15 protein-coding genes are annotated in these 18,672 nt (G+C 69.8%); 13 read left to right on the plus strand and 2 right to left on the minus strand.

Annotated elements, in window-relative coordinates:
* Positions 1-299 precede the first annotated feature (299 nt).
* On the minus strand, positions 300-953 hold the full coding sequence (locus FB453_RS16095) for a class I SAM-dependent methyltransferase (RefSeq protein WP_486480295.1): 654 nt from the start codon (positions 951-953) through the stop codon (positions 300-302).
* A gap of 119 nt (positions 954-1,072) precedes the next feature.
* On the opposite strand from FB453_RS16095, the gene FB453_RS16100 reads away from it, so the two are divergent.
* The gene (locus tag FB453_RS16100; RefSeq protein WP_145791150.1) at positions 1,073-1,828 is read left to right on the plus strand and encodes an SDR family oxidoreductase; all 756 of its coding nucleotides are present in this window, start codon (positions 1,073-1,075) and stop codon (positions 1,826-1,828) included.
* A 13-nt stretch (positions 1,829-1,841) separates the two neighbouring features.
* Here FB453_RS16100 and FB453_RS16105 read toward each other — a convergent pair whose 3' ends face one another.
* Positions 1,842-4,073 (minus strand): hypothetical protein, encoded by a 2,232-nt coding sequence (locus FB453_RS16105; RefSeq protein WP_145791152.1) that lies wholly within the window; start codon positions 4,071-4,073, stop codon positions 1,842-1,844.
* Positions 4,074-4,306: 233 nt separating this feature from the next.
* On the opposite strand from FB453_RS16105, the gene FB453_RS16110 reads away from it, so the two are divergent.
* The 12 genes from FB453_RS16110 to araA all read left to right on the plus strand — a co-directional run bounded on the left by FB453_RS16110 (position 4,307) and on the right by araA (position 18,382).
* Entirely contained in the window at positions 4,307-5,455 is a 1,149-nt protein-coding gene (locus tag FB453_RS16110; RefSeq protein WP_145791155.1) for an FUSC family protein, read from the plus strand.
* Positions 5,456-5,546: 91 nt separating this feature from the next.
* A complete protein-coding gene (locus tag FB453_RS16115) occupies positions 5,547-6,071 on the plus strand; it encodes a hypothetical protein (RefSeq protein ID WP_145791158.1) in 525 nt (174 codons plus the stop codon).
* Between the two features lie 73 nt (positions 6,072-6,144).
* Entirely contained in the window at positions 6,145-6,987 is an 843-nt protein-coding gene (locus FB453_RS16120) for a DUF4097 family beta strand repeat-containing protein (protein ID WP_145791159.1), read from the plus strand.
* A gap of 34 nt (positions 6,988-7,021) precedes the next feature.
* Positions 7,022-7,999, plus strand: a complete 978-nt coding sequence (locus FB453_RS16125) for an ATP-binding cassette domain-containing protein (protein WP_112601657.1) — start codon at positions 7,022-7,024, stop codon at positions 7,997-7,999.
* Complete coding sequence (locus FB453_RS16130) at positions 7,996-8,784, plus strand: ABC transporter permease (RefSeq protein WP_145791162.1); 789 nt, start codon at positions 7,996-7,998, stop codon at positions 8,782-8,784. The genes FB453_RS16125 and FB453_RS16130 overlap by 4 nt, the downstream gene beginning before the upstream one ends.
* Positions 8,785-9,560: 776 nt before the next feature.
* The gene (gene araB, locus FB453_RS16135; RefSeq protein ID WP_145791164.1) at positions 9,561-11,243 is read left to right on the plus strand and encodes a ribulokinase; all 1,683 of its coding nucleotides are present in this window, start codon (positions 9,561-9,563) and stop codon (positions 11,241-11,243) included.
* The gene (locus tag FB453_RS16140) at positions 11,240-11,932 is read left to right on the plus strand and encodes an L-ribulose-5-phosphate 4-epimerase (RefSeq protein WP_181518457.1); all 693 of its coding nucleotides are present in this window, start codon (positions 11,240-11,242) and stop codon (positions 11,930-11,932) included. The genes araB and FB453_RS16140 overlap by 4 nt, the downstream gene beginning before the upstream one ends.
* A 130-nt stretch (positions 11,933-12,062) precedes the next feature.
* Entirely contained in the window at positions 12,063-13,067 is a 1,005-nt protein-coding gene (locus FB453_RS16145; RefSeq protein ID WP_486480296.1) for an ABC transporter substrate-binding protein, read from the plus strand.
* A gap of 191 nt (positions 13,068-13,258) precedes the next feature.
* Complete coding sequence (locus FB453_RS16150; protein ID WP_145791166.1) at positions 13,259-14,800, plus strand: sugar ABC transporter ATP-binding protein; 1,542 nt, start codon at positions 13,259-13,261, stop codon at positions 14,798-14,800.
* On the plus strand, positions 14,797-15,867 hold the full coding sequence (locus FB453_RS16155; protein WP_145791168.1) for an ABC transporter permease: 1,071 nt from the start codon (positions 14,797-14,799) through the stop codon (positions 15,865-15,867). The genes FB453_RS16150 and FB453_RS16155 overlap by 4 nt, the downstream gene beginning before the upstream one ends.
* Positions 15,864-16,853: a galactofuranose ABC transporter, permease protein YjfF gene (gene yjfF, locus FB453_RS16160; protein ID WP_112585349.1), complete on the plus strand. Its 990-nt coding sequence runs from the start codon at positions 15,864-15,866 to the stop codon at positions 16,851-16,853. Before FB453_RS16155 ends, yjfF begins: the two co-directional genes overlap by 4 nt.
* A 26-nt stretch (positions 16,854-16,879) precedes the next feature.
* Positions 16,880-18,382: an L-arabinose isomerase gene (araA, locus tag FB453_RS16165; RefSeq protein WP_091401160.1), complete on the plus strand. Its 1,503-nt coding sequence runs from the start codon at positions 16,880-16,882 to the stop codon at positions 18,380-18,382.
* The last annotated feature ends 290 nt before the right edge of the window (positions 18,383-18,672 follow it).

An 18,672-nucleotide genomic window follows, 5' to 3' on the forward strand; every position in this document is an offset into this window, starting at 1 on the left:
CCGCGAGCGACGGCAGGACAACTCGCCGCCGTAGCCAATTTTTGGGTTTAGCTGTCACAGAACACCCTCCGTGGGTACTACTCGCAGGAGACGTCCGAGCGAGCGGCGTCCTGCGTGATACGGCCTGTATGGCGCCGATAAGCGCGTTGACCACCACATCACGGCAGGTGTTCTAATGAGGGCAAGTTGGGACAATAGCCGAAGTGAATCTATCTGAATTGGACTAACCTTCGCGTTCTTGTTTGCCGCTTCCGCCACAGGCGGGCGGGTGCGGCCAAGCGGTCGAGCCGAACCTCGGTCTACCGCCGGCCCGTTGGGAGCGGCCTGACCGCGCGGCCGAGGACGCAGGGAGAGGAGGGGCTGTTGCTGGTGGCCGGGAAACGGAACCTGCGCAGCTCCTGCACCTCGAAGCCGGCCGCCACGATGGCGGCGACGGTGTCGCGATTGGTGTGGCAACCGGCGAACAGCTTCGGCCACAGTGTGGCGTCGAGGAGTCGTTGGGCGCGATGCAGACCGGTGGCCTCCTCGGCGGCCACGTGCTCGAAGAACCGCACCTGGCCTCCGGGGCGCAGCACCCGGCTGATCTCGGCCAACGCGCTCGCCTGATCGGGCACGGTGCACAACACCAACGCCACCACCGCCGCGTCGAACTCGCCGTCCCCGGCGGGCACCGCCTCGGCCAGACCGTCGACGACAGTGACCGCAACCGGTGCGGTCGACGCGGCGCGCTCGGCAGCGGCACGCAGACGCCGTTCCGGTTCGACAGCGAGGACCTCTGTCACCCCCGGCGGGTAGTGGGCGAACATCCGCCCGTTGCCCGCGCCGATCTCGATCACCCGGCCGGAGAGGCCGGCGACCAGGTCCCGCCGGAACGCCGCAGTGCCGGCGCGGTCCATGGCGACGCTGAGCCGCTCGTAGACCCGGGCGAACACCGGGTGGGACACCGTGGCCACGTCGACCTCCTGATCTCCGTCGAACTGTTCTCTGGCGATTGTCCTGCATCCGCGCACGCTTTCCGTCTTACTGGTTGGCAGCACGATTCAACCCAGTGCAGACAGGACGTGGTGCGACCATGAAGATCGTCGTCATCGGGGGCAGCGGCCTCATCGGTTCCAAGCTCGTGGACCGCCTCGGCGCCCAGGGCCACGAGGCGGTGCCGGCATCGCCGAAGACCGGCGTGAACACCCTGACCGGCGAGGGAGTGGCCGATGCGCTCACCAACGCCGAGGTCGTCGTCGACGTGTCGAACTCGCCGTCCTTCGAGGACGCCGCCGTACTGGAGTTCTTCGAGACCTCGACCCGGACGCTCCTCGCCGCCGCGTCGGACGCCGGGGTGAACCACTATGTGGCGCTCTCCATCGTGGGGTGCGACCGGATCCCGGACAGCGGGTACATGCGCGCGAAGGTCGCCCAGGAGAAGCTCATCGTCGCGTCCGGACTCCCGTACTCGGTGGTGCACGCCACCCAGTTCTTCGAGTTCCTCCAGGGCATCATCGACACCGCCACGGACGGCGACACCGTGCACCTCGCGCCGGTGCTCATTCAGCCGATGGCCGCGGACGACGTCGCGGCCGCGGTCGCCGAGGTCGCGCTGGCCGCGCCGACGAACTCCGTGGTCGAGGTCGCCGGCCCGGAGCAGTTCCGCCTCGACGAACTGGGCCGGTCCCTCCTCGCCGACCAACAGGACCCTCGTTCGGTGGTGGCCGACCCCGACGCCCGCTACTTCGGTGCCAAGCTGGGCGAACGCTCGCTCGTCCCGGCCGACGGTGCCCGCCTCGCCGGCACCGCCCTGGACGACTGGCGTGCCCGGGCCGGCCGGGGACATTGAGCCCACCGGCCCGCTACCTCGGCGTCCCGAACGGACCGGCCCGCCCACCGAGGCGCTGCACCAACTCCCGTACCGCCTCGGTGAACGGCTCGTCGGACTCGCCCGGCCAGTGCCCGTGGATGGGTGGGGCGACACTGTCCCCGGCGGGTGTCACCACGTCACTGGGGTCACGTTGTCGACGATCCACCGCGGCGGCCGGGTCACCGGTGGTGGCCGGCGCGGGTGCGGGACGCGGCGAGAAGATCCAGCCACCGATGGGGTCGGTGTCGCGCCACAGGTTCACCCAGCGCCACCCCACCCGCCGGCCGATCTCGTGCAGTGCCGCGTCGTCGACGTACGCGGGGAAGAGCCGTGCGTAGAGGCGGCGCAGCGGGGATCCGTGGGTGAGCAGGGCGACCCGGTCGCCGACCTGCGGCGGCAGTTGGAGCACCGTGGCGGCGAGCAGAACCGAGCCGTGGCTGTGCCCGGTGAGCAGCACCGTGTCGCCGCGCTCGACCAGGTAGGTGATCCGGCGGGCCAACTCCGGCACCGCCCGCTCGGAGTAACAGGGCGGTGCGAACGGGTGGGCGGCCCGGGGCCAGAAGGTGCCGAGGTCCCAGAGGACACCGATGTGCCGGCGGTACGGCTCGGTCCGGTACGCGAAGATGCCGCCGATGATCAGACCGAGGATGATCGCCGCGATCACCCAGCTACCGAACGCGATGACGAACGTGATCACGCCCGCCGGGAATCCGATGTTCCGCTCGATGACGTCGCCCGGGACCTGCCCCAGCAGGCCGATGGTGGTGGTGGCCGTGCCGAGTCCGGCGAGGCAACCGTAGAGCACGGCCAACGGCACCAGCTTCTCGGTGAAGCGAGCCCGGGCTATCGCGTCTCGGACCTGCCGCAGTCGGGGCCCTGCCTCGGCCGGCGGGTTCGGGAAGTCGCGCGCGACGATCGCCGCGGCGGCCCGCCGTCGACTGCGACGGGAGACCAGGATGACGAGGCCGGCGACGATCGCGGTGAAAAGCACCGCGCGGAAGAAGCCGTAGATCGCCCAGGTGTAGGCGCGGGGTGGGCCGGAGGCGATGCCCGCTCCGGTGGACACGCCGCGGTCCAGGAAGTCCGCCACCCGGTAGACCAGTTCGGCGGAGTACGCCACCGCCATGCTGATCCCGGTGGCGGCGACAACGAGAGCGCCCAGCCCGAACAGCGGGGTGGCGCCGTGTTCCCGGCGCCGGTGCCAGAGCAGCACCACGCCCAGGGCGACCAACAGCGTCGTCTGCGCCACGAACAGACCGGCCAGGGTCGGGTCGTAGCCGGGGAGCCCGTGCTCCTGCGGCCACGGCTGCGAGCTGGTCGGCACGTGTGCCACGACGACCACGGTCAGGACGATGGCGGCGGTCCGGAGGGCGCGGGTGACCCGGTCGAGCCGCTGGTCGCCGGGGGCCCTGTCCATCAGCGGCGGTGTGCAGAGCAGCCCCACGCAGCCCGTCAGGATCACCCCCGTGATCGCCGTCAGCGCGATCGTGGCCGGCGAGGCGTTACTGGCGCCCCGCGCCAGAAGCAGGACGAGGTCCAGCGTCGCGAAGGCCGCCGCGACGTGGATGGCGCGCAACCGGCCCACCAGTGGCTCGGCGTCCCACTGGCCGACCGTGCCGAGCCGAGACGCGGAGGTGCCCTGATCGGGTGCCCGGAACGCCTCGAAGGTCCGCCCCGGACGGCAGCTGACGCGCCAGATCAGACCGACAGCGGCGGCCGGGACCAGCGCGAGCACCGCCAGCCGCAGTCCGACCGGGCGTCCACCCAACCAGGACAACCAACTGCGTCCCGCCAGGCAGTCCGGCGAGGCCAGGCACTTCCAACCGACGAGGTCCAGGGCGACCCCGGCGATGGCGAGCACGTACAACACGGTGAGCGTGAGTGCCAGCACCCGGCACAGGGACTTGACCGTCGCTTCGGAACGTGGGTTCGCCGGGCGCATCCAGATCGCGACGTTCACCAGCATGAACGGGAGCAGGAAGACCACCGCCAGGGTGCGGGCCACGGTCCCGGAGGGCAGGTCACCCCAGCGGTACGCCTCAAGCGTCACCCCGTGCACTCCGGCGCTGTCCGGGTACCGCGGGCGCGGCCGGTAGAACCCGCCACTGCGGTCACCGGCTACCTGCCCGGTCTGTTGCAGGTCCAGCACCTGTGCGGCGCTCGCGCCGGAGACTCCGTGCACCCGTAGCTCCACGACGTCACCGGAGCCGTCCAGCCCGCTCAACCGCGCTGATCCATCCTTCGTCCCCCCGAGGCGTCTCGCAGCCCTTGGCCCGCGACCCAGCCCGACGTCACGCGCCGGGCCGTCGACCGCGGTGACGGCAGAGCCGGGTCTACCCGATCCGGACGCCCTCAATCCCGGCCGGGGCGCTACCGCCCAGGCCGGGCCCGACCGGCGGTCACCGGCCGGGCCATGCCGGCGAGGATTGATCCGGTCGTGGCGGGGTAGGTGCCGCCATGGTCGCTGCCGGTCGGCGCGGAGCGGACGCGGGCCCGTCGACCGTCGCCCGGTGGCGGGACCGCCTGGTGGCCGCGTTGCGCGACCGGGTCCGTCGGGTACGAACGATCGGCGGCCTTGCCGTGCAGGCCGGCCTGGCCGCGGCGCTGGCCTGGCTGGTGGCGCATTCGCTGCTGCAGGTGTCGCAGCCGGTCTTCGCGCCGATCTCCGCCGTCTCGACGCTCGCCGCGTCGGTCGGCCAGCGGTTGCGTCGCACCGTCGAGCTGATCATCGGGGTCGCCGTCGGAGTGCTGATCGGCGACCTGCTCCTCCTGGTGATCGGCACCGGGTGGTGGCAGCTCGCCCTGATCGTCGTGCTGGCGATCGTCGTCGCGCTCTTCCTGGTGGGTAGCGCGGCGGTGGTGATCCAGGCGGGGGCGACGGCGGTGCTCATCGCCACGCTCAGCCCGGCCGTCCGGGATCTGGAGATCCCCCGGTTCGTGGACGCGCTCGTCGGGGGAGGGGTGGCGCTGCTGGTCACCGCCGTGTTGCTGCCGCTGAACCCGCTGCGGGTGCTCAACCGGGCCGCGCGGCCGGCGTTGGATCTTCTCGCGACCCAGCTTGACGCCACCGCCGAGGCGCTGGCCGAGCGGGATGCCGCTCTGGCCCGTACCGCCCGGGGTGAGCTGCGGCAGAGCGCGGGCCGGTTGAAGGCGTTCGTCGAGGCGACCCAGGGCGCCCGGGAGGCGAGCACCCTGTCACCGGTGTACTGGCATCAACGGCACGGGCCGGTGGGCCGCTACGCGCAGGCGGCAGAGCCGATCGACCGGGCGATGCGCAACAGCGGCACCCTGATCCGACGATCGGTGACGCTCATCGAGGACGGCGAGCCGGTGCCGGAGTCGCTGCCGACGGCGGTGGCCGATCTCGCCGAGGCGGTCCGCCTGCTCAAGCGGCAGTTCGCCGCCGGCGCCGAGCCGAACCGGGCCCGGGAGCAGGCGCTACGAGCGGTCCGGACGGCCGGCCACGCCTACCGGGACGGCGTCGGCTTCTCCGGTGCGGTGGTGGTGGCACAGGTCCGGACGACCGTCAGTGACCTCCTGGTCGCCTCCGGCCTGAGCCAGGAGGACGCGAACCACCTGGTCAGGAGGCTTTTCGGCTCTCTCTGAGAGCCAGGTGACCCTCGGCGGAGCCAGGCGTCGGCATCTTCCTGAGCCACGCCTGTTGCACTCTGAGCCAAAGTGGTGCCATGATGGTGCCATGGAGCTGAGGTCATACGTCGAGAACCTGCGTAACGAGTTCGCCGTGGCCGCGGAGGGCGTGGACCCGGAGGCCCGAGCGTTGGCCGAACGACTCTTCGCGCAGTTGGAGGCCGCCACCCGTCTCACGCTGCTCGAAGCGCTGTCGGACGCGGCCGACGAGATCACCCGCGACCTCGCACCGGGCTCGGTGCACGTTCGGTTGCGCGGGCGCGAGCCCGACTTCGTGGTGACGCCGGCCAGCCCGCCGGTCGCGGTGGCGAGCGAGCCCAGCGGCCCGCCACCGCTGGCGGTGCCGGTGTCCGCGCCTGACGGCGACGAGGGCGGCACCTCGCGGATCAACCTGCGGCTCCCCGACCACCTGAAGGCCAGCGTCGAGGACGCCGCCAGCCGCGCCGGGCTCTCGGTCAACGCCTGGCTGGTGCGCGCCGTCGCCGGTGCCATCGGGGCGGGCGATACGCAGCGTCGTCCACCCCGCCGGGTGGAGCCGACCTCCGGCCAGCACTTCACCGGCTGGGCCCGCTAACTCCCCGTACCCCTTCCACCACCACGCCGCTGACCAGCGGCGACCTCCGCCGACCACAGTTCGGGAGACCACCATGCCTGTTTTCGAGACGCCAGAACCGATTTCCGTCCAGATCGAGCTGCCGATCGGCGATGCCTGGATCGCCGCGAGCGACCGCACCGACACGGTGGTGACGGTGCGGCCGCGTGACCCGTCGAGCAAGGCCGACGTGAGCGCCGCCGACCAGAGCACCGTCGAGTTCACCGCCGGGCGACTGGTGATCCGCGTGCCGAAGAGCTGGCGCCGCTACGGGTTCGGCCCCGGGCCGTCGGTCGACGTCCAGATCGAGGTGCCGACCGGGTCACGGGTGTACGCCGAGGCGGCGTGGGCGGCATTCCGCTGCGAGGGTCGGCTCGGCGAGTGTCGGATCAAGACCGGCAGCGGCATCCGACTCGACGAGACCGGGCCGTTGGAGATCGACAGCAGCCACGGCGAGGTCGCTGTCGAGCATGTGCTGGGCTCCGCCCGGGTGAAGGCCTCGTCCGGCAAGGTGCGCATCGGCGCGGTCGACGGCACCGCCGAGATCAAGAACTCGTCCGGCGACTGCTGGATCGGCCACAGCGGTGGCGACGTCCGGATCAACACCGCCTACGGCGACATCACAGTGGACGCCTCGCAGGCCTCGGTGACGGCGCGCACCGCCTACGGCAACCTGCGGCTCGGTGCGGTCACCCGCGGCGCGATCGACGCACAGACCTCCTTCGGCGCGATCGAGGTCGGCATCCGTCGCGGGACCGCCGCCTGGCTCGACGTGAGTTCCAAGCACGGCCGCGTGCACAACGCGCTGGAGTCGACCGACAGCCCGGCGCAGACCGACGAGACGGTCGAGGTCCGGGCGAACACGTCCTACGGCGACATCATGATCCGCCGCGCCTGACCCCACCGCCCCGCCGACCACAAATGAGGAGACCATGACCAGCTCCATGAACCCCGCGATCGTCGCCACCGACCTGCGCAAGTCCTACGGCGACAAGGTCGTGCTGAACGGCATCGACCTGATGATCACCGAGGGCACCATCTTCGCGTTGCTCGGTCCGAACGGCGCCGGCAAGACCACCACCGTGCAGATCCTTTCCACCCTGATCGACGCCGACGGCGGTAACGCCCGCGTCTTCGGCCACGACCTGACCCGGGAACCCGACGCGGTACGCGCGCTGATCGGCGTCACCGGCCAGTTCTCCGCCGTAGACAACCTGCTCACCGGTCGGGAGAACCTGATCCTGATGGCCGACCTGTGCCACCTGGACAGGGCCGCCGGTCGGCGGCGGATCGCCGACCTGCTCGACCAGTTCGACCTGACCGAGGCGGCGGGCAAGCCGGTGTCGACGTACTCCGGTGGCATGCGCCGACGCCTCGACCTCGCGATGACCCTGGTCGGCGAGCCCCGGGTCATCTTCCTCGACGAGCCGACCACCGGCCTCGACCCACGCAGCCGCCGGGCCATGTGGCACATCATCCGCGCGCTCGCCGCCGAGGGCGTGACCATCCTGCTCACCACGCAGTACCTGGAGGAGGCCGACCAGCTCGCCGACCGGGTGGCGTTCCTCGACCACGGCCGACTGATCGCCGAGGGCACTCCGCGCGAGCTCAAGCGGCTCATCCCGGGCGGCCACGTCGTGTTGCAGTTCGCCGACCAGGAGGGGCTCGACTCGGCGGCCCGGACGTTCGACGCCGCCACCCGGGACGACGCGGCGCTCACCCTCCAGGTGCCGAGTGACGGTGGGGTCGGGTCGCTGCGATCCCTGCTCGACCAGCTCGACCGCGCCTCGATCAGCGTGGCGGGGCTCTCCGTCCACACCCCCGACCTCGACGACGTCTTCCTCACCCTCACCGGTCAGCCCGACACGCGGGCCAGCCGACCCGACCACGAAAGGGCTCCCGCGCGATGAGCACCCTCTCCCTCGCCGTCCGCGACTCGAGCACCATGCTGCGGCGAAACCTGCTGCACATGCGGCGGTACCCGTCGATGACGTTCCTGCTCATCGGCATCCCGATCATCATCCTGCTGCTCTTCGTCTACGTCTTCGGCGGCACGCTCGGCGCCGGTCTCGGCCCGTCCGGCGACCGCTCCCAGTACGCCAACTACGTCACCCCCGGCATCCTGCTCATCACTGTGGTCAGCGCCGCGCAGGGCACCGCCATCTCGGTCGCGATGGACATGACCGAGGGGATCATCGCCCGGTTCCGCACGATGTCGATCTTCCGACCGTCGGTCCTGACGGGTCACGTGCTAGGCAGCCTGGTGCAGACCATGCTCAGCCTCGCGGCCGTCACCGTCGTGGCGCTGCTGGTCGGGTTCCGGCCCAACGCCAACGCGGTCGAGTGGCTCGCGGCGATCGGCGTCCTTGCCATGATCACCTTTGCGCTCACCTGGCTGTCCGTCGCCCTCGGCCTGGTCAGTGACAGCGTCGAGACGGCCAGCAACCTGCCCATGCCGCTGATCCTCCTGCCGTTCCTCGGCAGCGGGTTCGTCCCCACCGACTCCATGCCGACCGCCGTGCGGTGGTTCGCGGACTACCAGCCCTTCACGCCCGTCATGGAGACCCTTCGCGGCCTGCTGCTGGGTACCGGGATCGGCGCCAACGGGCTCATCGCGGTCGTCTGGTGCGCCGTCATCACCGTGGGCTGCTTCCTCTGGGCCAAGGCCCTGTACAACCGCAACCGGACGGCCTGATCCGTCCGGCGCGCTCGGTCCCGGCAACGCAGCGGAGAGCCGGCGGCTCGGCCCACAGGGGTCGGGCCGCCGGCTCGTGGCGTAGTGCGACCGGCGGGTCGGCGGTGCGAGTGCGTGATCGGACGTCGGGCCGCCGACGCGAGTGCGTGATTGGGCGGCGGACCGCTGGCGTGAGTGCGTGATCGACTCGGCTTTCGTGAATTCGGCTGATCACGCCGCCGCGGAACCCGCGACTTCAAGAAGCGCGAGTGGATCTTGCTTTCCGGGGCCGCCCGACGCGCCGTTGGGCGCGGGCGCCGACCGGGGGACGCGGGCACACCAAGACGTTGAATGTTATCGATAACACAGGCATGCCGTCCGGCTTCGCGGTGGGTGGATCGCCCTCCGGAGCGCTCAGCCATGAGCCCGCATGGTCGTCGATGGCTGTCGGGGGGATCCAGAGCGCGCGACCGCAACGCACCGGGGATGTTATCGCTGCCATCATCGCCGGGGGACAAGTGGTCGCTATCGGACGGCGAAGCCGCGGTGTGCGGCGCGCTGTAACTGTCGCGCCGCCTGTCGACCGGTGTTCGGGTGGCTCTCGTACCGGACGTGGGCCCCATTCGTCGGATGGCTGCCGCAGTTGAGGGCGGATTCTTCGGGTTTGCACCGGTCCGCTATCTACCCTCCCGAGTCGGTCCGCCTTCCGCGTTCCGTTACGGAGCTGTTGCGGGTAGATGTCTTGACGAGCCTGGATGTGAGCGTTAACACTATCCCCGTTAACGGTGGAGGTGAACATGAACCGTGTGGACGGAGCTGACGACCGCTACGTCGTCGGTGTCGACTACGGCACCCTGTCCGGGCGAGCTCTGGTGGTCCGTGTCGGCGATGGTGCCGAGTTGGGGACCGCGGTGCACGAGTACGGCGATGGCGTGATCAGCACGGCGCTTCCGGGGGGTCGAACGCTGCCCCCGGACTGGGCCCTGCAGAACCCACAGGACTACCGCGACGTTCTGCGGTACGCCGTTCCGGCGGCGGTGTCCGCCGCGGGGGTGGACCCGGCGGCGGTGGTCGGCATCGGCATCGACTTCACCGCCTGCACCGTGCTGCCGACGCTCGCCGACGGCACCCCGCTGTGCGAGACGCCCGAGCTGCGCGACCGACCGCACGCCTGGGTCAAGCTGTGGAAGCACCACGCCGCGCAGCCGCACGCCGACCGGATCAACGCGCTGGCCCATGAGCGGGCCGAGCCGTGGATCGGCCGGTACGGCGGCAAGATCTCCGCTGAGTGGCAGTACGCCAAGGGTCTGCAGATCCTGGAGGAGGACCCGGAGGTCTACGACCGGGCCGAGCGCTTCATCGAGGCGGCCGACTGGATCGTCTGGCAGCTCTGCGGCACCGAGACCCGTAACGTCTGCACGGCCGGCTACAAGGGCATCCTGCAGGACGGTCACTACCCCTCCGAGGGCTTCCTGACCGCGCTCAACCCCAACTTCGGGGACTTCGTGGCCAAGCTGGACGGTCCGTTGCTGCCCCTCGGTGCCCGGGCCGGCGCGCTCACCGCCCAGGCCGCCGCCTGGACCGGCCTGCCGGAGGGGATCGCGGTGGCCGTCGGCAACGTCGACGCGCACGTCACCGCGGCGTCCGCGCAGGCGGTGCAGCCCGGCCGGCTGGTCGCCATCATGGGCACCTCGACCTGCCACGTCGTCAACGGCGCGGAGGTCGCCGAGGTGGCCGGCATGTGCGGTGTGGTGGACGGTGGCATCAGCCCCGGCGCGTGGGGTTACGAGGCCGGGCAGAGCGGTGTCGGCGACATCTTCGGCTGGTTCGTCGAGCACGCCGCCCCGGCGGGCGTCGACTCGCACGAGCGCCTCACCGAGCTGGCCGCGAGTCAGCCCGTCGGCGCGCACGGCCTGATCGCGTTGGACTGGTGGAACGGCAACCGTTCCCTGCTGGTCAACCACGACCTCAGCGGGATGATCGTCGGCATGACCCTGGCCACCCGGCCGGCGGACATCTACCGAGCCCTGCTGGAGTCCACCGCGTACGGCACCCGGATGATCATCGAGGCGTTCGTCGACGCCGGAGTCCCGGTGAACGACCTGGTGATCGCCGGTGGTCTGACAAACAACGCGCTGCTGATGCAGATCTACGCCGACGTGACCAGGCGACCGCTGAACATCATCGCCTCGGCGCAGGGGCCGGCGCTGGGCTCGGCGATCCACGCCGCCGTCGCCGCCGGTGATTTCCCCTCGATCCACGAGGCGTCGCAGGCGATGGGTCGGGTGCACGAGGCGGTCTACCGTCCGGACCCCGAGCGGGCCCGCGCCTACGACGCCCTCTACGCCGAGTACCGCGCGCTGCACGACCACTTCGGACGTGGCGGCAACGACGTCATGCTCCGCCTGCGGGCGATCCGCAACGCGGCGGTCGAGACCGCCGCGACCACCCACGAGGCCCCGTTGGAGGTGGTGGCGTGAACGCCGAGGTGACCCGACAGATCGCCGAGCTGCGCGAGACCGTAGCCCGCCTGCACGCCGAGCTGACCCGGTACAACCTGGTCGCCTGGACGTCCGGCAACGTCTCCGCGCGGGTTCCCGGCCAGGACCTGATGGTGATCAAGCCGAGTGGGGTGAGCTACGACGACCTCACCGCGGCCACGATGGTGGTGTGCGACCTCGACGGCGTTCTCGTCGAGGGCGACTTCGCCCCGTCCAGCGACACCGCCGCCCACGCCTACGTCTACCGGGCCATGCCCGAGGTCGGTGGGGTCGTGCACACGCACAGCTCGTACGCGACCGCCTGGGCCGCGTGCGGGGAGTCGATCCCCTGCCACCTCACCGCCCAGGCCGACGAGTTCGGCGGGGAGATCCCGATCGGCCCGTTCGCGCTGATCGGCGGTGACGACATCGGCAAGGGCATCGTCGCCACGCTCGCCGGGCACCGCTCGCCCGCGGTGCTGATGCGCAACCACGGCGTGTTCACGATCGGCCGCGACGCCCGCGCGGCGGTCAAGGCGGCGGTCATGTGCGAGGACGTGGCCCGTACCGCGCACCTCGCCCACACCCTTGGGCAACCGGTCCCGATGGCCCAGGCAGACATTGATGCTCTTTATGACCGTTACCAGAACGTCTACGGTCAACAACCAGTCGCACCGGCGGGTTCCTGACCCCTGCACCGATCATCCGGGACCCGTCGGTCTGCACCACGACGCACCAGCACGCACCACCCGCGTACGCCGCTTCTTCGCACCTCGGCGGTTGGCGCGGTTACCCACCACATCCAGCCAAGGAGATTCGATGGGAAAGATGCGAACGCAGTCCGCTCCGTGGCGCGCTGCCGCGGTCCTCGCCAGCGTGCTGCTGGTCGGCGGCGTGGCGGCCTGCGGCAATAGCGACACGGGCGGCGGCGGCACCAAGGACGACGGCAAGATCACGATGGGCTTCTCCCAGGTCGGTGCGGAGAGCGGGTGGCGTACCGCGAACACCATCTCGATCAAGGAGGCCGCCACGGCCGCCGGAATCGAGCTGAAGTTCGACGACGCTCAGCAGAAGCAGGAAAACCAGATCAAGGCGATCCGCAACTACATCCAGCAGAAGGTCGACGTGATCGCCTTCTCGCCGGTGGTGGAGTCCGGGTGGGACACCGTGCTCAAGGAGGCCAAGGACGCCGGCATCCCGGTCATCCTGACCGACCGCTCGGTGGACTCGGCCGACAAGTCGCTGTACAAGACCTTCCTCGGCTCGGACTTTGTCAAGGAGGGCAAGCTCGCCGGTGAGTGGCTGGTCGAGCAGAAGAAGACCGCCTCGGGTCCGGTGAACATCGTCGAGCTGCAGGGCAGCACGGGCGCGGCGCCGGCGAACGACCGCAAGAAGGGCTTCGCCGAGGCGATCGCCGCCAACCCGAACCTGAAGGTCATCGCCTCGCAGACGGGCGACTTCACCCGGGCCGGCGGTAAGCAGGTCATGGAGCAGTTCCTCAAGGCCAACCCGAAGATCGACGTGCTGTTCGCGCACAACGACGACATGGGTCTGGGCGCGCTCGAGGCGATCACCGCCGCGGGCAAGGTGCCGGGCAAGGACATCACCATCATCACGATCGACGCCGTCAAGGACGGCATGCAGGCTCTCGCCGACGGGAAGTTCAACTTCATCGCGGAGTGCAGCCCGCTACTCGGCCCACAGCTGATGGACCTCGCCAAGAAGGTCAAGGACGGCCAGGAGGTGCCTGCTCGGATCGAGACGCAGGAGACCACCTTCACGACCGAACAGGCCAAGGAAGCTCTGCCCAACCGTAAGTACTGATCGACGACGGGGTCGCCGCGCTCGCGTGGCGGCCCCGCCGCGTCGCTTTCCTACCCGAAACGGACCGGGCTCGGCCCGCGACGACCTCCGAAACCGCGCCCGCCCGAGCGGCCCCCCAGGGGACGACCGGGCGGGCGCGGCGGGAGCGTAGCGGCCCTTCCGTGTCGACAACCCAGAAGAGGTCTGATGGGATGACGGATAGCCGTCCGGTCCTGACGATGACCGGGATCAGCAAGTCCTTCCCCGGGGTGCGCGCACTCCACGACGTCAACTTCCGGCTCTTCCCCGGCGAGGTGCACGCCCTGATGGGCGAGAACGGCGCCGGCAAGTCCACCCTCATCAAGGTGCTCACCGGCGTCTACGACACCGACCAGGGCGCGATCACCCTCGACGGTGAGTCCGTGTCGTTCAACGGGCCGATGCAGGCGACCGCCGCCGGTGTGAGCACCGTTTTCCAGGAAGTCAACCTCTGCACCAACCTCTCGGTGGCGGAGAACATCTTCATCGGCCGTGAGCCTCGGGTCTTCGGCGCCGTCCGCTGGGGTGAGGTTCGGCGCCGCGCCCGGGCCCTGCTGGCCCGCCTCGACCTCGACCTCGACGTCAGCGCGCCTCTCGGCTCGTACTCGCTCGCGATCCAGCAGATGGTCGCCATCGCCCGCGCGATCGACATCAAGGCCCGGGTGCTGATCCTGGACGAACCGACGTCCAGCCTCGACGCAAGCGAGGTGGCACAGCTGTTCCGCATCATGCGGCAACTGCGCGACGAGGGCATTGCGATCCTGTTCGTGACCCACTTCCTCGACCAGGTCTACGAGATCGCCGACCGGATCACCGTGCTGCGCAACGGCGGGCTCGTCGGCGAGTACCTCACCGCCGAGCTGCCCCAGCTCTCCCTGGTCGAGAAGATGATCGGCAAGGAGCTCGACGTCCTGGAGGGCATCGAGGAGCACTCCCGGCGGGACCTGGCCGCGCTGGAGGAGGGCACCCCACTGGTGGCGGTGTCGGACTTCGGTCGGGCGGGTGCGGTCGAGCCGTTCAGTCTCACCATCCACGCCGGCGAGGTGGTGGGCCTGGCCGGCCTGCTGGGCTCGGGGCGTACCGAGGTCGCGCGGTTGCTGTTCGGGGCCGATCGGACCGACGGCGGTCAGGTGGCGATCGACGGCGCGGCGACCAGCCTGCGCACCCCCGCGCAGGCCATCGACCACGGCGTGGGCTTCTGTTCGGAGAACCGCCGGGCCGAGGGGATCGTCGCGGACCTGTCGGTCCGCGAGAACATGATCCTCGCCATGCAGGCGGCACGCGGCTGGCTGCGGCCCATTCCGCGTCGCCGCCAGGACGAGCTGGTCGACAAGTACGTCAAGGCCCTCAACATCCGGCCCGCCGACCCGGAGGTGCCGGTACGCAACCTCTCCGGCGGCAACCAGCAGAAGGTGCTGCTGGCCCGGTGGCTGATCACCGAGCCGCGACTGCTGATCCTCGACGAGCCGACCCGGGGCATCGACATCGGCGCGAAGACCGAGATCCAGAAGCTCGTGACGCAGCTGTCCGACGGGGGCATGGCGGTGCTGTTCATCTCCGCCGAGCTGGAGGAGGTGCTGCGCCTCAGCCACAAGGTGGCGGTCATGCGGGACCGGCAGATGGTCGCGCAGCTCGCCAACGACGAGAGCCTGGACGCCGACCGCATCATGCAGACCATCGCCAGCGGATCCCACCGGGAGGAGGCAGACCGATGAACGACACCATGAGCCGCTATCGGACGATGATCGGTCACCGGCTGTTCTGGCCCGCCGCCGTGCTGTTCGTCATGCTCGCCGCCAATACGATCTACCGGCCCGGGTTCCTGTCCATCGAGCTCAAGGACGGGCACCTGTACGGCACGCCGATCGACATCCTGCGGCTGAGCGCACCGCTGATCCTCGTCGCGTTGGGCATGACCCTGGTCATCTCCACCGGCGGCATCGACCTGTCGGTGGGCTCGCTCTGCGCGATCAGCGGCGCCATCGCCTGCATGTACATCAGCAAGCAGCCCGACCAGAACAGCCTTGGCGTGGTGGTGACCGCCCTCGCGATGGCGCTGGGTGTCTCGCTCGTGCTCGGCGCCTGGAACGGGGTGCTGGTGGCCGTGATCGGTATCCAACCGATCATCGCCACCCTGATCCTGATGGTGGCCGGTCGGGGTCTCGCCCAGCTGATCACCGAGGGCCAGATCATCACCATCAACTCCGAGCCGTACCGGGCGATCGGCCTGGGCCACGCGTTGACCCTGCCGCTGGCCATCTTCATCGCGCTCGCCGCAGCCCTGCTGGTCGCCGCGTTCACCCGTCGCACCGCACTCGGCATGATCATCGAGTCGGTGGGCGGCAACGCCATGGCCAGCCGGCTCGCCGGCATCCGGTCCGGCCGGGTCATCTTCCTGGTGTACGTGATCAGCGCCGCCTGTGCGGCGGTCGCCGGTTTCATGATGACCGCAAACGTCTCCAGCGCCGACGGCAACGCCGCCGGCCTCTGGGTCGAGCTGGACGCGATCCTCGCGGTCGTCATCGGCGGTACGTCGCTCGCGGGTGGCCGGTTCTTCCTCAGCGGCACGATCATCGGCGCGCTGATCATCCAGACCCTGACCACCACGGTGTACGCCATGGACATCTCACCGCAGACCTCGCTGCTGTTCAAGGCGGTCGTCGTCATCGCCGTCTGCCTCATCCAGGCGCCGGCCTTCCGGGCCCGGTTCAGCCGACGTAGGCGCAACGCCCCGCCGCCCGCCACCATCGCCGACAAGCCGAAGGAGCAGGTGCCGGCATGACCACTGGAACGCTTACCGCCGGTCGTACCCGGTTCCGGCTGCCGAGGAAGCAGATACCGGTCCTGGCGACGCTCGCCCTGCTGCTGGTGATGTACGGCATCGGCGTCTCGCAGTACACGGCGTTCTCCAACGTCCAGGTCATCTTCAACGTCTTCATCGACAACGGCTTCCTGCTCGTCGTCGCGGTGGGCATGACCTTCGTGATCCTCACCGGTGGCATCGACCTGTCGGTCGGTTCGGTGGTCGCCATGACGGCGATGGTGTCGGCCGCGCTGCTGCAGGACGGCATGCCGGCGGCGCTGGTGCTGGTCATCGCCCTGCTCATCGGTCCGACACTCGGCCTGTTGATGGGCTGCGTCATCCACTTCTTCGAGATCCAGCCGTTCATCGTCACGCTCGCCGGGATGTTCTTCGCCCGGGGCATGTGCACCTTCATCTCCGGCGCGTCGATCCCGATCACCGACGGGTTCTGGACCTCGATGTCGCAGGAGCGGATCGGTAACCCCCAGGGCAACTTCGTGTCGATCAGCGTGCTGATCGCCTTCGTGGTGGTCGTCATCGCCGCGTACACGCTGGCCTACACCCGGCTGGGGCGCAACGTGTACGCCATCGGCGGCAACCCGCAGTCGGCGCTGCTGATGGGCCTGCCGGTGGGCCGGACCCGGATCGCCGTTTACACGATCAGTGGTCTGTGCTCGGCCATCGGCGGGATCCTGCTGTCCTTCTACACCCTCTCCGGCGCGCCGCTGATCGGCGTGGGGATGGAGCTGGACGTCATCGCCGCCGTCGTCATCGGTGGCACGGTGCTCACCGGCGGCGCTGGTTACGTCTTCGGCACGGTGCTCGGCGTGCTGGTCCTCGGCGTGATCCAGACCCTCATCACCTTCGACGGGAGCCTCAACTCCTGGTGGACCAAGATCGTGATTGGCGGTCTGCTCTTCGCGTTCATCCTCCTCCAGCGCCTCATCGGAATCCGTTACAAGTGACCGCCCCTCTCGCGGAAGGCAACTCCATGGCACCACACACCGAACCCGAGATCTGGTTCCTCACCGGCAGCCAAGGCATGTACGGCGAGGAGACGCTCCGCCAGGTGGCCGAGCAGTCTCGCCAGATCGCGGCCGCACTCGACGACTCGCCGCAGATTCCCGCCCGCGTGGTCTGGAAGCCCGTCCTGACCAACAGCGGTGAGATCCTGCAGGTCTGCCGGGACGCCGCCGCTCAGGGTGCCGTCGGGGTCATCGCCTGGATGCACACGTTCTCACCGGCCAAGATGTGGATCTCCGGTCTGGACGCGTTGCAGACACCGCTGCTGCACCTGCACACCCAGGCCAACGTTCTGCTGCCGTGGAACGACATCGACATGGACTTCATGAACCTGAACCAGGCCGCCCACGGCGACCGTGAGTTCGGGTACATCCAGACGCGTCTCGGTGTGGCCCGTAAGACCGTGGCCGGGCACGTCAGCGACCCGCGGGTGACCACTCGGATCGGGGCCTGGGCCCGCGCCGCGCTGGGCTGGTCGGCGATGCGGTCGCTGCGCCTGGCCCGCTTCGGTGACAACATGCGCGACGTCGCGGTGACCGAGGGCGACAAGGTCGAGGCCGAGCTGCGGTTCGGGGTCTCGGTCAACACCTACGGCGTCAACGACCTGGTCGAGGTGGTCGGCGAGGTCACCGACGCGCAGGTGGACGACCTGGTCAAGGAGTACGAGGACACCTACCGCATCGTCGGCGAGCTGCTGCCGGGCGGTGAGCAGCACGACTCACTGCGGTACGCCGCGCGCGTGGAGTTGGGCATGCGCGCCTTCCTGGACGCGGGCGGGTTCCGGGCCTTCACGACGAACTTCGAGGACCTCGGTGGGCTGCGTCAGCTGCCGGGCATCGCCGTGCAGCGGCTGATGGCGGACGGCTACGGCTTCGGCGGTGAGGGCGACTGGAAGACCTCGGTCCTGGTCCGCACCCTCAAGGCGATGTCGGTGGGCGTGAGCGGCGGCACGTCGTTCATGGAGGACTACACCTACGACCTCACCCCGGGCAACGAGTTGGTGCTCGGCGCCCACATGCTGGAGGTCTGTCCGACGATCGCCTCCGACGTGCCCAACGTGGAGATCCATCCGCTGAGCATCGGTGGCCGGGAGGACCCGGTCCGGCTGGTGTTCGACGCCGCGCCCGGTCCGGCCGTGGTGCTCGGGCTGTCCGACATGGGGGAGCGTTTCCGGCTGGTGGCCAACGAGATCGACGTGGTGGCGCCGCCGCAGCCGCTGCGCAGGTTGCCGGTTGCCCGTGCCGTCTGGCGTCCGCGCCCCGACCTGCCGGTCTCGGCCGAAGCGTGGATCACCGCGGGCGCTCCGCACCACACAGTGCTGTCGCAGGCGGTGGGCGTGGAGGAGCTGCACGACCTGGCGGAGATGAGCCGCACCGAGCTCGTCGTCATCGACGCCGCCACGGAGCCTCGCCGCTTCGCCGACGAGCTGCGCTGGAACCAGGCGTACTACCGGCTGGCCCGCGGCTTCTGATTCGCGCGGTCTGATCGTACGAAAGACGGGTGGTCCACCCCTGCCTGCGGGCGGGGGTGGGCCACCCGTTCGCGTGTGCGCCAGCGGAGGCCACGAGGCGGTTGTGTTACGCCTTGACTAACAGCATGTTATCGCTCACAGTCTATAACCAAGATGGTCGATGTCGTTGGCTGGTCCGGCCGCGCGCGCGTCCTACCCCCGCGGTTTCGGCACCTCGTCACCGCAACGGTCGGACCGTCGGTGTTAGCGATCACATGGCCGGGCGTGGTCAGCTCGGTGCCCCGCCCGGT

The sequence above is a fragment of the Micromonospora sp. CNZ322 genome, assembly GCF_007827755.1.

Bases quoted from the DNA above. Each gene is read 5' to 3' on its own strand.
- FB453_RS16100 (WP_145791150.1), top strand. From the start codon at position 1,073: ATGAAGATCGTCGTCATCGGGGGCAGCGGCCTCATCGGTTCCAAGCTC.
- FB453_RS16110 (WP_145791155.1), top strand. From the start codon at position 4,307: ATGGTCGCTGCCGGTCGGCGCGGAGCGGACGCGGGCCCGTCGACCGTC.
- FB453_RS16115 (WP_145791158.1), top strand. From the start codon at position 5,547: ATGGAGCTGAGGTCATACGTCGAGAACCTGCGTAACGAGTTCGCCGTG.
- FB453_RS16120 (WP_145791159.1), top strand. From the start codon at position 6,145: ATGCCTGTTTTCGAGACGCCAGAACCGATTTCCGTCCAGATCGAGCTG.
- FB453_RS16125 (WP_112601657.1), top strand. From the start codon at position 7,022: ATGACCAGCTCCATGAACCCCGCGATCGTCGCCACCGACCTGCGCAAG.
- FB453_RS16130 (WP_145791162.1), top strand. From the start codon at position 7,996: ATGAGCACCCTCTCCCTCGCCGTCCGCGACTCGAGCACCATGCTGCGG.
- araB (WP_145791164.1), top strand. From the start codon at position 9,561: ATGAACCGTGTGGACGGAGCTGACGACCGCTACGTCGTCGGTGTCGAC.
- FB453_RS16145 (WP_486480296.1), top strand. From the start codon at position 12,063: ATGGGAAAGATGCGAACGCAGTCCGCTCCGTGGCGCGCTGCCGCGGTC.
- FB453_RS16150 (WP_145791166.1), top strand. From the start codon at position 13,259: ATGACGGATAGCCGTCCGGTCCTGACGATGACCGGGATCAGCAAGTCC.
- FB453_RS16155 (WP_145791168.1), top strand. From the start codon at position 14,797: ATGAACGACACCATGAGCCGCTATCGGACGATGATCGGTCACCGGCTG.
- yjfF (WP_112585349.1), top strand. From the start codon at position 15,864: ATGACCACTGGAACGCTTACCGCCGGTCGTACCCGGTTCCGGCTGCCG.
- araA (WP_091401160.1), top strand. From the start codon at position 16,880: ATGGCACCACACACCGAACCCGAGATCTGGTTCCTCACCGGCAGCCAA.